The 13,631-nt window shown below is 68.0% G+C and carries 15 protein-coding genes; 5 read left to right on the plus strand and 10 right to left on the minus strand.

The features are described 5' to 3' along the window. Positions 1 to 9: 9 nt before the first annotated feature. The 4 genes from ACFVVM_RS22305 to ACFVVM_RS22320 form a co-directional block, all read right to left on the minus strand. The gene (locus ACFVVM_RS22305; RefSeq protein WP_387621386.1) at positions 10 to 438 is read right to left on the minus strand and encodes a PIN domain-containing protein; all 429 of its coding nucleotides are present in this window, start codon (positions 436 to 438) and stop codon (positions 10 to 12) included. Continuing rightward, entirely contained in the window at positions 435 to 659 is a 225-nt protein-coding gene (locus ACFVVM_RS22310; protein ID WP_387621388.1) for a type II toxin-antitoxin system VapB family antitoxin, read from the minus strand. Before ACFVVM_RS22310 ends, ACFVVM_RS22305 begins: the two co-directional genes overlap by 4 nt. Before the next feature lie 129 nt (positions 660 to 788). Next, positions 789 to 1,568: a decaprenylphospho-beta-D-erythro-pentofuranosid-2-ulose 2-reductase gene (locus tag ACFVVM_RS22315; RefSeq protein WP_387621391.1), complete on the minus strand. Its 780-nt coding sequence runs from the start codon at positions 1,566 to 1,568 to the stop codon at positions 789 to 791. Beyond that, a complete protein-coding gene (locus ACFVVM_RS22320; protein WP_387621394.1) occupies positions 1,565 to 2,992 on the minus strand; it encodes an FAD-binding protein in 1,428 nt (475 codons plus the stop codon). The genes ACFVVM_RS22315 and ACFVVM_RS22320 overlap by 4 nt, the downstream gene beginning before the upstream one ends. Positions 2,993 to 3,007: 15 nt before the next feature. On the opposite strand from ACFVVM_RS22320, the gene ACFVVM_RS22325 reads away from it, so the two are divergent. Then, positions 3,008 to 3,505: a GtrA family protein gene (locus ACFVVM_RS22325; protein ID WP_387621397.1), complete on the plus strand. Its 498-nt coding sequence runs from the start codon at positions 3,008 to 3,010 to the stop codon at positions 3,503 to 3,505. Between the two features lies 1 nt (position 3,506). Here ACFVVM_RS22325 and ACFVVM_RS22330 read toward each other — a convergent pair whose 3' ends face one another. The 3 genes from ACFVVM_RS22330 to ACFVVM_RS22340 form a co-directional block, all read right to left on the minus strand. Then, complete coding sequence (locus ACFVVM_RS22330) at positions 3,507 to 4,136, minus strand: pyridoxamine 5'-phosphate oxidase family protein (protein ID WP_387621399.1); 630 nt, start codon at positions 4,134 to 4,136, stop codon at positions 3,507 to 3,509. A 168-nt stretch (positions 4,137 to 4,304) separates the two neighbouring features. Beyond that, entirely contained in the window at positions 4,305 to 6,476 is a 2,172-nt protein-coding gene (locus ACFVVM_RS22335; protein WP_387621402.1) for a molybdopterin-dependent oxidoreductase, read from the minus strand. Between the two features lie 105 nt (positions 6,477 to 6,581). Beyond that, entirely contained in the window at positions 6,582 to 7,076 is a 495-nt protein-coding gene (locus ACFVVM_RS22340; RefSeq protein ID WP_387621404.1) for a hypothetical protein, read from the minus strand. 181 nt (positions 7,077 to 7,257) lie between these two features. Between ACFVVM_RS22340 and ACFVVM_RS22345 the strand changes: the two genes are divergently transcribed. Next, the gene (locus tag ACFVVM_RS22345; protein ID WP_387621406.1) at positions 7,258 to 7,863 is read left to right on the plus strand and encodes a DUF4282 domain-containing protein; all 606 of its coding nucleotides are present in this window, start codon (positions 7,258 to 7,260) and stop codon (positions 7,861 to 7,863) included. A 120-nt stretch (positions 7,864 to 7,983) separates the two neighbouring features. After that, positions 7,984 to 8,829: a helix-turn-helix domain-containing protein gene (locus ACFVVM_RS22350; protein WP_387621408.1), complete on the plus strand. Its 846-nt coding sequence runs from the start codon at positions 7,984 to 7,986 to the stop codon at positions 8,827 to 8,829. Here ACFVVM_RS22350 and ACFVVM_RS22355 read toward each other — a convergent pair. Then, on the minus strand, positions 8,813 to 9,235 hold the full coding sequence (locus ACFVVM_RS22355; RefSeq protein WP_387621410.1) for a MarR family transcriptional regulator: 423 nt from the start codon (positions 9,233 to 9,235) through the stop codon (positions 8,813 to 8,815). The two genes, ACFVVM_RS22350 and ACFVVM_RS22355, sit on opposite strands and share 17 nt — an antisense overlap. Before the next feature lie 86 nt (positions 9,236 to 9,321). Here ACFVVM_RS22355 and ACFVVM_RS22360 point away from each other — a divergent pair, with 86 nt between their 5' ends. Beyond that, a complete protein-coding gene (locus ACFVVM_RS22360) occupies positions 9,322 to 10,803 on the plus strand; it encodes an MFS transporter (RefSeq protein ID WP_387621413.1) in 1,482 nt (493 codons plus the stop codon). A 66-nt stretch (positions 10,804 to 10,869) separates the two neighbouring features. Here the strand turns inward: ACFVVM_RS22360 and ACFVVM_RS22365 are convergent, their stop codons facing one another. Together ACFVVM_RS22365 and rfbA are read right to left on the minus strand one after the other, a co-directional pair. Continuing rightward, the gene (locus tag ACFVVM_RS22365) at positions 10,870 to 11,418 is read right to left on the minus strand and encodes a dTDP-4-dehydrorhamnose 3,5-epimerase family protein (protein ID WP_387621415.1); all 549 of its coding nucleotides are present in this window, start codon (positions 11,416 to 11,418) and stop codon (positions 10,870 to 10,872) included. A 3-nt stretch (positions 11,419 to 11,421) separates the two neighbouring features. Next, on the minus strand, positions 11,422 to 12,294 hold the full coding sequence (gene rfbA, locus ACFVVM_RS22370; protein WP_387621418.1) for a glucose-1-phosphate thymidylyltransferase RfbA: 873 nt from the start codon (positions 12,292 to 12,294) through the stop codon (positions 11,422 to 11,424). A 259-nt stretch (positions 12,295 to 12,553) separates the two neighbouring features. Between rfbA and ACFVVM_RS22375 the strand changes: the two genes are divergently transcribed. Continuing rightward, positions 12,554 to 13,603, plus strand: a complete 1,050-nt coding sequence (locus ACFVVM_RS22375) for an alpha/beta hydrolase (RefSeq protein ID WP_387621420.1) — start codon at positions 12,554 to 12,556, stop codon at positions 13,601 to 13,603. Positions 13,604 to 13,631 lie beyond the last annotated feature (28 nt).

The following is a 13,631-nucleotide window of genomic DNA, read 5'->3' on the forward strand; positions in this document are numbered from 1 at the left end:
CCGCTGGTTTCAGACAGCCAGCTCGAGTGGCCCGTCGTGGACGTTGATTTGCCGCAGCTCGGTGGCGAACCGCGTCGCGGTGACGAAGTCTTTGTCGTCGTGGACGATGATGAGGTCGTGGTATCCGGCCGTCGCGCAGATCTGTAGGTCTATGGCCGAGAACGCGTTGATGCAGCCGCCCTGAGCCGCGCGATGTTGAAAGGTTCCGATCCACGAGCCAGCCGACTTCGGCACGGAGATCTCGCGGTAGAGCTGTTCGAACCGCGAGGCGAGCTTGGCGAATTCCGCGATGTTGCGCGAGGAGCTCAAGAACTCCGCTCGCTGGGGATAGCAGGAACGGATCAACTTGCTGGTAGTTGTGTCGCGCCAGGTCTCGCGGAGCTCGTCGGACCTGAGAATGCGCCACATCGCCGATGAGTCGATCAGGTAGCCCGTCACCGTCGACGTTCTGCTTTCTCGGCCCGGCGGCTGGCCTCAGCGCCCTCCAAGTCCATGTTCTTGGCCAGTTCGAAGAGCTCGTCGTAGGCGGCATCGAGGGTACGGCGCTCGTTGTACTCCTCGAGCGCGGCCGCGACCGCCGCGGTCTTGGTGCGATGCCCGCCCAGCCGCTTCGCCGTCTCCAGCGCCTCGTCGTCGATATCGATATGCGTTAGGGACATGTCAGCGCTCCTGTACATACTTTGGTCGACGCTCGTCTCCAAATTGTACATATCTTCCCCATCCTCCCCGTAAACGAAACCGCCGCCCCGTTAGCAACGGGGCGGCAGTGATTCGGAGCGGTGTCCGGTCTAGATGGGGAGCTTGCGGAAGATCGGCCGGGGGACGTGGCGCAGGGCCGACATGAGGAAGCGGGCCTCGCCGGGGGTCCAGACGATCTCGGTGCCCTTCTGCGAGGCGGCGACGGCCAGGCGGGCGACATCGGCCGGGTCGACGGTGAGCGGGGCTTCCTTGGTGCCGGTGGCTTCCCAGTGCGCCTTGGTCGCCGAGGTGCGGACCTGCATCGGGCGCACCACGGTGACGCGGGGGCCGTGCGGGCGCAGCGCCTCGCCGAGGCCGAGGTAGAAGCCGTCGAGGCCGGCCTTGGTGGAGCCGTAGACGAAGTTGGAGCGGCGCACGCGCTCACCGGCCACCGAGGACATCACGATGAACCGGCCGTGGCCCTGCGCCTTGAACTTGTCGCCCACCAGCACGCCCACCGAGACACCGGCGGTGTAGTTGATGCCGACGGTCACGACCGCCTTGCGCTGGTCCTGCCACAGCTGTTCGGCATCGCCGAGCACGCCGAAGGCGACGATGGCGACGTCCACGTCACCGGCGGCGAACGCCGCGTCGACGACCTTGGGGTGCGAGTCGGTGTCGAGCGCGTCGAAGTCGATGACGTCGACCTGGGTCGCCCCGGCCGCCTTCAACTCGGTGACGGCGTTCTCGAGCAGTGGATCGCCGGGCAGGTTCGCCAGGATGATCCGGGCCGGGCTCTTGCGCAGGTACTCGGCGCAGATCGCCAGCCCGATCTCGGACGTGCCGCCGAACAGCAGGATGGTCTGCGGGTTGCCAACTGCGTTGATCACTGGAGCTCCAGCCTCCTGGCCATATCGGACATGAAAACGCCGTTCGGGTCGACGCTGCGGCGGACCTTGATCCACTCGTCGATCCGGGGGTACATCTTGTGGAAGGCCTCGGCGGAGGTCCGCGAGTCCTTGGCGGTGTAGAGACGGCCGCCGAATTCCATCACGCGCCGGTCGAGGTCGCTGACCAGCTCGTTGAGGCCGCGCCGGATCGGGAAGTCGACGCAGATGTTCCACCCGGGCATCGGGAAGCTCAGCGGCGCCGCGTTGCCCTCGCCGAACAGCTTGAACACGTTGAGCGCCGAGATGTGCCCGGAGGCCTGGATGTCGATGATGATCCGCTTGAACTCCTCGACCGCCTCGGTCGGCACCACGAACTGGTACTGCAGGAAACCAGCGGGTCCGTAGGCCCGGTTCCACTCCGCGATCATGTCGAGCGGGTGATAGAACTGCGTCAGGTTCTGGATCTTGCCGGTGTAGGTGCCGCCCATGGCGTAGTACGCCTCGCCGACGGTGCCCAGCGACAGCCGGTTGGCCGACCAGCTGGGGAAGATGTTCGGCACGGTCAGCAGCTGCGGCGCGTCGAACTTCAGCGGGTTGCGGCGCAGCTTCTTGGGCAGCTCGTCGACCTTGGCCAGGCGGCCGCGGGTCAGGCAGGCGCGACCCAGCTTCGGCAGCGGGTTCATCACGTCGAACCAGGCGCTCGAGTAGGTGTAGTCGGCTTCGCTGCCGTCGCTGTGCACGGCGATGGTCTCGTCCAGCGTCGAGGTCTTGACGCCGTCGTTGAGGAAGTAGGCGGTCTCCGTCGGCGCCATCTCGATGGTGGCCCGCAGGATGATGCCGGTCAGCCCGTTACCGCCGACCGTCGCCCAGAACAGCTCGGCGTCCTCGCTCGGCGAGATCGTCCGCACCGCACCATCGGCGGTGAGCAGGTCGATCGAGCGGACGTGATTGCCGAAGCTGCCTTCGCTGTGATGGTTCTTGCCGTGGATGTCGGAGGCGATGGCGCCGCCGATGGTCACCTGGCGGGTGCCGGGTAGCACGGGCACCCACAGGCCGAACGGCAGCGCGGCCTTCATCAGCTGGTCCAGGCTCACGCCGCCGTCCACGTCGACGATGCGCGTGTCGCGATCGATGCGGTGGATGCGGTTGAGCCGGGGCATGTCGATGACCAGGCCGCCCGCGTTCTGCGCGTGATCGCCGTAGGAGCGGCCGAGGCCGCGCGCGATCACGCCACGGCGCAGGTGCGCTGGCTTGGCGTCGTTGTCCTCGGCGACCATGCTCACGGCCTTGACGATCAACTCGGGATCGCTGGTCGAGAGAACTTCGGCGGAGGTGGGTGCGGTGCGACCCCATCCGGTGAGCTTGCGGGTGCGCGTAGGGAGCGCAAACGGCCCATCGTCGGTGGTCGGAATGTTCTCGGACATCGGCTTAGAGGCTACATGCATGGCGACAGACGCGGCCGGTCTCGTAGTCTTCCTCACGTGCAAGCCCAACCGCATCTGCCCCTGCCCGCCGAAATTCCCCTGGTCGACGAGCCGGGCGGGACCGATGTCGACCTCAAGACGCAGATCGTGCGGTTCACCCTCACCGGTGGCTTCGCTGCCGTCGTCGACTTCGGGCTGCTCACCCTGCTGTCCAATGTCCTCGGCCTGCCGGAGATCCTGGCCAAGGCGATCAGCTTCATCGCGGGTACCACCACCGCGTACCTGATCAACCGCCGCTGGACGTTCAAGGCCGAGCCGAGCAGGGCGCGGTTCATCGCCGTGGTCGCGCTGTACGCGGTGACCTTCGCGGTGCAGGTCGGGATCTACGCGATGCTGTACTACACCCTCGCCGACGAGTGGTGGCGCCAGCCGCTGGCGTTCGTCATCGCGCAGGGCACCGCGACCGTCATCAACTTCGTGGTGCAGCGCGCGGTGATCTTCAAGATCAAGTAGGTCAGCCTGCCTTGGCGGCGGGGGCGGTGGGTTGCTTGCCCGCCTTGACGCCGAAGTAGTCACCGCCCTTGGCCCTGACATTGTCGGTGCCCCACTCGCGGCGGTCGCGCGCGACCGGGACCATCTGCGGAATGTGCTTGCGGCAGTGGATGTAGGCCTCTTCGACCTCGACGACGACCCACACCTGCGAGGTCTTTCCCCGTTCCGGGGGCGGCAGATCGTCGACGGTTTCGCGCAGCTCGCTGTCGGCGACCATGCGTGCCTTACCGTTGACGTGCAGCCCGATCAGATCGCGGACGAAGTCGATCATCAGGATCCCGACGTGCGGATTCTCGAGGATGTTGCCCAGGCTGGCCATCACCCCGTTACCTCGATATTCGGGGTACGCAATCGTGCGTTCGTCGATCACGTGCAGGAATCCCGGTGTCCCGGCGCGGAAGCTGGCATCGCACTCGCCGTGCGCGTCCGCGGTGGAGATGAAGGCCATGTCCATCCGGGCGACGAATTCGGTCATCGTCGGGTTGAGATGGTCGAGTACCTGGTCGTCGTAGAAGCGTTCGGCCCGTTCCGTGGTGCCCAACGTGTCCTGTAGCTCGTGCTCTCCGTCGCTGCCGACGTTTCTCTCGGGCATCGGGGCTCCCTCTGCTAGCCGACCGGGTGCTGCGGCCCTCGCGCCGAGACCCCCGCTGTGACCGCAATCTCAACCAGTGTAGGGGAGCATCACAAGTCGTGGGGCGAGTCCATTGTTGCGAATGGGATGAAAGCCGGTTTTGCGCAACGGTTTCCAGGACCGGACTGATCAGGCCGGTCCCACCGTCACCGGGACCCCGTTGAACACGGCGGTGCCGGAGATCGCGTCGACCACCGAATCATCGGTCAGTACATTGGCATTCACGCCCGCGGTCGCCGAGGCCACCGACTGGGTGGTGCTCGCGGCGTGGCCCCAGCCGTGCGGCAGGCTCACCACGCCGGGCATGATCGTCGGCGTCGGTTCCACCTGGACGGTCAACGTTCCGGCCGCCGAGGTGATCTCGGCCTGCTCGCCGAGCCCGAGTCTGCGCACGTCGTCGGGGTGGATCTGCAGCGTGCAGCGGTTGGACCCGCCGACGAGCCCGGCGATGTTGTGCATCCAGCTGTTGTTGGACCGCAACTGCCTGCGCCCGATCAGCACCATCTCCGGTGCGTCGGCAGTGCGCCCGTCCCGCAGGCGCGCCACATCGGCCAGCAGCTGGGGCGGGGCGAGTTCCACCCGGCCCGACGCGGTGCGCAGGACACCGGGCAGGCGTGGCCGCAGCGGTCCGAGGTCGATGCCGTGCGGGTTGTCCAGCAGGGTCTTCAGGCTGAGTTCGCCGTCGTTCCATTCGCCGTACGGACCGAGTTTCACCATCAGATCCAGGCGCTGTTCGGTGGTGTCGGCGCCGGTCAGCTCGTCGCGCCGGTCGCTCATCCCCGCCTTGTGCAGCATTCCGGCGATCACCAGTTCGTCGATCACGGCGATCGGGCTCTGCGCGCCGGTGCCCGCGTGCGGTTGCCCGCTGACGGCGGCGGCGAGCCGGGCGATCACCGCCGATTCCGCCGGCCTGCCGTCGAGCGCGACCAGCGGCGGCGAATACCGCGCGTAGTTGCGCACCGCGAACTGCAGCAGCGCGAAGTCGAAGTGCGGCGACTGGACCGAGCGCGGCGGCGGCAGGATGACATCGGCGTGCCTCGTCGTCTCGTTGACGTAGCGGTCCACACTCACCATGAACTCGAGCCCGGCCAGCCCCTGATCCAGCCGCGCACCGCTCGGCGCGGAGAGCACGGGGTTGCCCGCCACCGTCACCAGCGCCTTGATCTGGCCGTCACCCGGCGTTTCGATCTCGTCGGCGAGGGTGGCGACGGGCAGCTCGCCCATCGCCTCCGGCAGCCCGCGCACCCGGCTGGTCCACCGGCCCGGCCGGAACGGCCTGCTGCGCGCCACCCCGCCCGCGGCCGCGGCGGCGAACATGGCGCCGCCGGGGGAGTCGAGGTTGCCGGTGAGGGCGTTGATCGCGTCGACCAGCCACTGGGTGAGCGTGCCGAACTCGGCCGTGCAGGTGCCGATCCTGGCGTAGACGGCGGCCGTCGGCGCCGCGGCGAGGTCGCGGGCCAGCGCGCGGATCGCCGTCGCGGGAATTCCGGTGCGCGCGACCACCGCCTCGGGAGTGAAGTCCTCGGCCGCCGCGCGGAGCTCGTCGAGACCCTCGACCTCGACGCGCACATCGGTCAGCTCCTCGGCGAAGAGGACGTGCACCACCGCGAACAGCAGATACGCGTCGGCACCCGGCCGGATGAACAGATGCTCATCGGCGATCGCCGCCGTGCGCGTGGCCCGCGGATCGACGACGACCAACCGCCCGCCGCGCGCCCGCAGCGCCTTCAACCGGCCGGGGAAGTCCGGCGCGGTGCACAGCGAACCGTTGGATTCGAGCGGATTGGCCCCGAGCATCAGCAGGAAATCGGTGCGATCGAGGTCGGGGACCGGCACGGTCAGCGGATCACCGAACATCAGCCCGGCGGCGACCTGCTTGGGCATCTGATCGGCGGTGCTCGCGGTGTAGATGTGCCTGGTGCTCAGCGCGCGGATCAGGGCGGGCAGGTAGAGCGCCCCGGCGACGGTGTGCGCATTGGGATTGCCGAGGTAGATCCCGGTCGACCCGCTGCCGTGCGCGGCGACGACCTCGGCGAAGCGCGCCGCGATCAGCTCGAACGCCTCGTCCCAGCCCGCGGCGCGGAAACCGGCGCCCTCGCGGATCAGCGGGGTGGCGACCAGATCGGGGTCGTCGTCGAGTTTGCCGAAGCTGGCGCCCTTCGGGCACAGGAAGCCCTTGCTGAACGGATCCTCCCGATCGCCACGCACCGAGAGCACCCGATCGGTGTCGTCGAGGGTCAGGGTGAGACCGCAGACGGCCTCACACAGCGGGCAGGTGCGCAGCAGTGTTCGCGGAGCCATGTTTCATGCTTACGCCGCGTACCCCCGGCCGGGTTCGGAAACGCCGAAAACCCGCGACCGCGACGTCGGGGAACGTCGCGAGCGCGGGTTCGGTGGTTTCTGGGCCTAGCAGGCCACGGTGAGCGCGGTGCGCTTGCTGCGCGCCGCGGCGGAGCGCACGGCCGCGCCGAGTGCGACGACCGGCGGGATCCAGCGCGCCTCGGTGGGCGCGACGCTCCAGGCGGCCGAACCGGCGGCCAGCAGGGTCGGCGGCAGCGGGATGCTCGCGCCGTCGGTGTGCACGGTGACACCGGCCTCGCGCATCGCCTCGATCGCCATGGCGGCCTTGCGGACGCCGGTGACCAGGTGGATCTCGCGACGCTCCTGGCCCGGGATCTCGATCACGGGACCGGAGAGGTTGTTGGCGCGCAGGAAGCGGCGGACCGCGGCGGCCATGTCACCGGTGACCTCGATGGCGCTGAGGTCCTCGTCGGTGATCAGGCACAGGCCGTTGGCCGTTTCGGCAACCGTCCAACCAAGCGCGGCGTACTCCTGCGCGGCGGCACCCTTGTCGGTGCCCAAGGTGGTGGTCGGAAACGTCGTGCGCACTGTGTTCTCCATTCCCCGAATGCTGTCGTTCCTGCGTTCATGGGTCGTATCGGCTCGGGGTGGCCGCGGTGTTACGCCGTTACCGAAAAATGTCCGAGAGTGTCTGATACGTCTCAGTTCGGCAACCTTCGCTATCGCAGGTTGGGTCCGATCCGGGTTGGCGTAGGGGCTGAAACCGGGCAGGATTCGGGCTATGACCGAAGTGCCGGGCACCACCCCGTCGTCCGAGGAGGATGCCGAGGAGTTCGAAGCCGAATCACGCTGGCTCTCTTGGAAAGAGACCGACGTGAAGCGTTCGGCGGCCAAGTCCGACCGACCCGGCGCCGACAACGGCATTCCGGATGAAACAGACATACCACGCGATGCGGGCTTCGATGACCCGTTTCGCAGTACTCGTACCGCCAAGGAGTGGGCGGCCGAGGCGGCGCGCTCGCTGCTCGACGTGCAGTTCCGCAGGCCGGCGACCAGGACCTTGCTCCCGCTGGCCTACATCCTGGGCGTCGTCTCCTTCGGCATCGGCCTGCCGATCGCGCTGACGGTGCTGATGTGGAAGGCCTCGGTCCTGCTCGGCGTCCTCGCCGCGCTGGTCGCGGTGCCGCTCGGCCTCACCATCGCCGCCTCGGTGCGGCTGATGCTCGAATTCGCCGACAACGCCGCCCGTCTGGCCGGGCGGGTCGAGCACATCAGCGAGCTGGCCGACGGCCTGTTCCAGGCGCTGTCCGATGTCGCCGAACCGGTGAACCAGCTCTCCGAAGACGTTCGGGCCGTGCAGTTCTGGCGGTTCAGGAAGAAGAAGTAGTTCTGCGCGATGTCCGATTCATTGTGAAACAATCCGTCCGCAGATCTGATGATGCGTCAGCTGCGTACGGCGGCCTCCGAATGAGATGGGGGAGGCCGGATTTGGATACAGGGGGGAAGTATGGCTTCACCACAGGGCGTCACGGGTTCGACGATGCCGCGCAGGCAGCTGGGCAGGCACTTACGTGACCTGCGCAATCGTGCGCGGATGACGACACGGACCGCGGCGGCGCAACTGGAATGGTCGGAAGCGAAGATCTGGCGGATCGAGACTGGACAGACGTCGTTGCGCAGCCTCGACGTCGAAGCCATGTGCAAGGTGTACGGCGCACCGGCCGATCTGGTCGAACCGCTGGCCGCGTTGGCTCGGGAAACCAAGGCGCGGGGCTGGTGGACGGGCTACGGCGATGTGATCGCGGAGGGCTTCGAGGTCTACATCGGCCTGGAGGAGGCCGCGACGGGCCTGTCGCTCTACGAGGACGGGCTCGTTCCCGCGCTGTTGCAGACCGAGGACTACGCCGCGGCACTGCTCGAGCAGACCGTTCCCGGCCTGACCGAGGCCGAGCTCGAGCGCAGGCTGCGGGTGCTGCGCTCGCGGCAGGCGCTGCTCGGCCGCGCCGAATCACCGTTGCGGTTGCACGTCGTGCTGGCCGAGGCGGTGCTGACCAGGCGAATCGGTGACGACAAGGTGGCCGCCGGGCAGCGCGCGCGGTTGCGCGAGCTGGCCGAATCGGACACGGTGCACATCCAGGTGGTGCCCGCGGATACGGGCTACCACGCGGGGCTGGAATCAGGCCGGTTCGTGATCCTGGACTTCGGGGTCGACGGCTCGGTGGACAAGCCGGAACCGCCGGTGGTCTACGCCGAGACCTTCGCCGGTTCGGCCTATCTGGACAAGCCGAACGACCACGACCGCTTCCGCGGCGCGTTCGCCGACATCGTCGCGTCGGCTACGGGCACTGTGTAGTCCGGTCCCAGGAGTCGACGAGCACCGAACGGTGGGTGGGCAGGGCCTGGTCGTGGACCGCCCTGCCCTTGTCGGTCAGGTGGACGAAGATCGCGCGGCGGTCGTCCTCGCACATCATGCGTTCGACCAGGCCGTCGCGTTCGAGCCGGGCCACGGCGCGGGACAGCGCGCTTTGGCTCAGGTAGATGTCGCCGGCCAGTTCGGTCATCCGGTACTTCTGACATGCCGCGTCGACCAGGCGGTCCAGGGTCTCGAATTCGCTGAGACCGATGCCGTGGTCGTGCTGGAGCGCCTTCTCCAGTGCGCAGCTCACGGCGGCGTGCCGGGTGAGCAGTTCGCGCCACTGGCCGACGAGCTCGGTGGGCGCTTCGCTGCGCCGAGCTGTCGCGATGGCCGGGTTCGACATGCGGCCATCTTAGTGTCCCCGCCCTGTCTATGCAACCGCATCTTATGCGTTGGCAATTAATGCGTTCGCATGTAATGTCCTCGAACATGACTTCGCCAGCAACGCTGTCGGCCGCCGATCAGGCAGCCGATCCGACCAGGTGGCCCGCCCGGCTCTGGGCCATGCTGATCACCCTGTGCATCGTTCTGTTCCTCGATGGTCTCGACGTCTCGATGATCGGGGTCGCGCTGCCGTCCATCGGCGCCGAACTCGATCTGTCCACCTCCACCCTGCAGTGGCTCATCAGCGGCTACGTGCTCGGTTACGGCGGCCTGCTGCTGCTGGGCGGGCGCACCGCCGACCTGCTCGGGCGCCGCAAGGTCTTCCTCATCGCGCTCGCCGTCTTCGCCGTCGCCTCGCTGATCGGCGGCCTGGTCAGTGACCCGATGCTGCTGATCGTCACCCGCTTCATCAAGGGCCTGGCCGCCGCGTTCACCGCGCCGACCGGCCTGTCGATCATCACCACGACCTTCGCCGAAGGAAAGGCGCGCAACAAGGCGCTGTCGGTCTACACCGTCTTCGGCGCGGGCGGCTACTCCATGGGCCTGCTGTTCGGCGGCCTGATGACCGGCATCGGCTGGCGCTGGACCTTCCTGCTGCCCGTCCCGATCGCGCTCGCGGCCCTGGTCTCGGCCTACATCCTGATCCCCAAGGACGGACCCGCCGAAGAAGGCGGCCACGATCTGCTCGGCGCGTTGCTGTCCACCTCGGGCATGTTGCTGCTGGTCTACACCGTGGTCACCGCGCCGGAGGTCGGCTGGGGCTCGGCTCGCACGATCATCTCCTTCCTGGCCGTGATCGCCCTGTTCGCCGCGTTCGTGATCACCGAGCAGCGGGTGAAGCACCCGCTGGTCCGGCTGAGCATCCTGCGCAAGGTGAGCCTGGTGCGGGCCAGCCTGGCCGTCGTCGCGCTGGCCGGTTCGTACTTCAGCTGGCAGTTCATCGTCACCCTGTACCTGCAGGACACGCTGGAATGGTCGCCGCTGAAGCTGGCCATGGCGCTGCTGCCGGTGGGCGTGCTCGTGGTCGCCTCGGCGTTCTTCTCCGACAAGCTGATCGACCGCTTCGGCACCGGCCCGATCATCGCGGTCACCCTGTCGGTGATGGCCATCGGCTACCTGCTGTTCCTGCGCATCGACACCGCGCCCGGCTACCTCACCATGCTGCTACCCGCGATCCTGCTGATCGGCATCGGCTGGGTCGGCTTCCCGGCCATCAATGTGCAGGCCACCAGCGGAATCGACGACGACGAGCAGGGCCTGGCCGCCGGTGTCCTGCAGACCTCCATGCAGGTCGGCGCCGCCATCGTGCTCGCGGTGACCACCGCGATCGTCACCTCCGGTGTCCACCTGGGCAATTCGCCGCAGCAGATGCTCGACACCTACCGGCCCGGCCTGGAGTTCGCCGCGGGCGTCACGATCGTCGGCGCGCTGATCGCGCTCACCATCTTCCTGCCGCCGATGTTCCTGCCGCGCAAGGACGAACCGGTTGTCGACGAGGACGCCAAGGAGCTCGAACCGGTCGGCTGATCCGGACCGAAAAATGCCGAACGGCGCCACTTCTCGCAGGTGGCGCCGTTCGGTGTTTCACGTGGATCAGGAAAAAGGCGGGGCCGCTTCGTCTTTCGCCGACCGGATGTAGGTCAGTGGACGGCCGTCGCGGCCCTCGGTGGGCCAATCGATGCCGAGTCGCGGGTCGAAAGCGTCCATGTCCCGGTCGAATTCGGGGGAGTACTCGAGCGAGCACAGGTAGGTCACCGTCGAGCGGTTCTCCAGGGAGAGGATGGCGTGGCCGAGCCCCGCGGACAGGTACACCGAGCGCCGGTCGACATCGTCGAGCAGCACGCTGTCCCAGCGGCCGTAGGTGGGCGAACCCGGCCGCAGGTCGACCACCACGTCCAGGAACGCACCGCGCACACAGGTCACGTACTTGGCCTGACCGGGCGGATCGTCGGTGTAGTGGATCCCGCGCAGTACCCCGGCCGCCGAGACCGAGGTGTTCACCTGGTGTAACTCGAACGGGCGTCCGGTGGCCTTCTCGAACTCCGAGGCCTTGAACGACTCGCAGAACATGCCGCGATCGTCACCGAGCAGCCGAGGTGTCACCACCCAGGCGCCGGGAATGGCCAGTTCTCGAAAATCCATGCGTTACCAGTCTTTTCCACGATCGATCAGGTCGAGCAGATAGCGGCCGTAGCCCGAGCGCACCATCGGTTCGGCCAGCTCGCACAGCTGATCGTCGGTGATCAGGCCGCGCCGCCACGCCACTTCCTCCGGCACGCCGATCTTGAGGCCCTGGCGTTCCTCGATGGTGCGCACGTAGTTGGCGGCGTCGAGCAGCGAGTCGAAGGTGCCGGTGTCGAGCCAGGCGGTGCCGCGCGCGAGCACGTCGACGCTGAGCTTGTCCTGCTCCAGATAGGCCCGGTTGATGTCGGTGATCTCGTACTCCCCGCGCGCCGACGGCCGCAGCTCGCGCGCGATCTCGACCACGTCGTTGTCGTAGAAGTAGAGGCCGGGGATGGCGTAGTTCGAGCGCGGGACCTTCGGCTTCTCCTCGATCGAGACCGCGCGGCCCTGCTCGAACTCCACCACGCCGTAGGCGGTCGGGTCGCTGACCCAGTAGGCGAACACCGCGCCGCCGTCGATGTCGTGGAAGCGCTCCAGGCTGGCGCCGAGGCCGGGGCCGTGGAAGATGTTGTCACCGAGCACCAGCGCGGCCGGTTCGGTGCCGATGTGCCCGGCACCGAGGACGAACGCGCTGGCCAGACCGTCGGGGCTGGGCTGGACGACATAGCTGATCGAGATGCCGAACTGGCTGCCGTCACCGAGCAGCCGGGCGAACGCCTCGGCGTCGTCCGGGGTGGTGATCACCAGGATGTCGTCGATGCCGGCCAGCATGAGGGTGGACAGCGGGTAGTAGACCATCGGCTTGTCGTAGACCGGAACGAGCTGCTTGCTCACCCCGCGCGTGATCGGGTGCAGCCGGGAGCCGGTGCCGCCCGCCAGGATGATTCCGCGCATGGGAGGAGTCTATTGGCGGCCGGGGCCGCGGGCTTGCCGGGTTGGTCTTGTCGGTCACTTCGGGGTGCCGGGCTCGCCACGATCTGGTCACGGAGGTTTCGGCGGTTGGCGTGTCGGGCGATTACTGGTGCAGAGGCGACGTTCATCTGATTATGTGAGCGTCGATGTGTGAAACATCACTGTGTTAGATGTCAGCGTCGACATCCGATCCGGGGCTCCCGGGGTGGGACCGACGCGCCAGCTGTGAGGTAGGTGCGCGATGGGAGCGACCAAGATCGCCGGAACCGGTGTGCTGAGCGGGATCGTGCCCGCGGCCCCTGTGACCAGCGTCGAGCGGCCTGACCAGGGCATTGTCGTCAACTCCGGGCGGATGAGCACATCGTCACGGGTGTTGATGGGCGCCTGCCTCGGCGTCATCGGGCCGCTGCTGCGCACGGTCCCGATCAACCGGACGACCATTCCGATCGGCGCCGTCGCCGTCGACCTGCTCTCGCGGCTGCGGCCCGAGCCGCACGGCATCGAACGCGAGCAGATCCAGCTCGACGGCTTCCGGATGGAAATGGTGCGGCCCGCGGGCGGTTCCCGGGCGCTGCGCCACGGCGCGGTGCTGTATCTGCACGGCGGTGGCTTCGCCGTCTGTGGCCTGCAGACCCATCGGGCGGTCGTGGCCGGGCTGGCCCGGCGGACCGGCCTTCCGGTCCTCAATGTGGAGTACCGCCAGCTGCCTGGTTCGATCAGCGCCTCGGTCGACGACTGCGTGCTCGCCTACCGGTGGCTGCTGCGCCACGGCGCCGACCCGGCCCGCATCGTGTTCGCCGGTGACTCGGCGGGCGGCTTCCTCACCTTCGCCGCCGCCCTGCGGGCCCGCGAGATCGGCCTGCCGCTGCCCGCGGCGCTGATCGGGTTGTCACCGCTGCTCGACCTGGACTACCGGGCCAAGCAGGACTACGTCAACGTCCGCCGCGACGCCTACATCCCGCTGTCGGGACTGGAAGCGGTCGTTCGCCTCGGCGCGGAGACCGAGGGGCCGCTCGATCCGGCGTTGTCGCCGGTCAACGCCGACCTCACCGGACTGCCGCCGGTCCTGCTCATCGCCGCCGAAGACGAATTGCTGCGCTACGACTGCGAACTGATGGCCCACCGCCTCGCCGCGGCGGGCGTGCCGACCACGCTCGAACTGTGGCGCGGTCAGGTGCACGCCTTCATGAGCATCCTGCCGAGCATGCCGGAGAGCCGGTCGGCGCTCGGGCGGGTCTCGAAATTCGTTCGGGCGGCGCTGGAACCGGCGCAGCGGGCCCGCACGGCCTGAGGCCCCTCGGAACACGACCGTGCCCCCG

Origin of the sequence: Nocardia sp. NPDC058176, assembly GCF_042883805.1 — a bacterium.
Lineage (GTDB): Bacteria > Actinomycetota > Actinomycetes > Mycobacteriales > Mycobacteriaceae > Nocardia.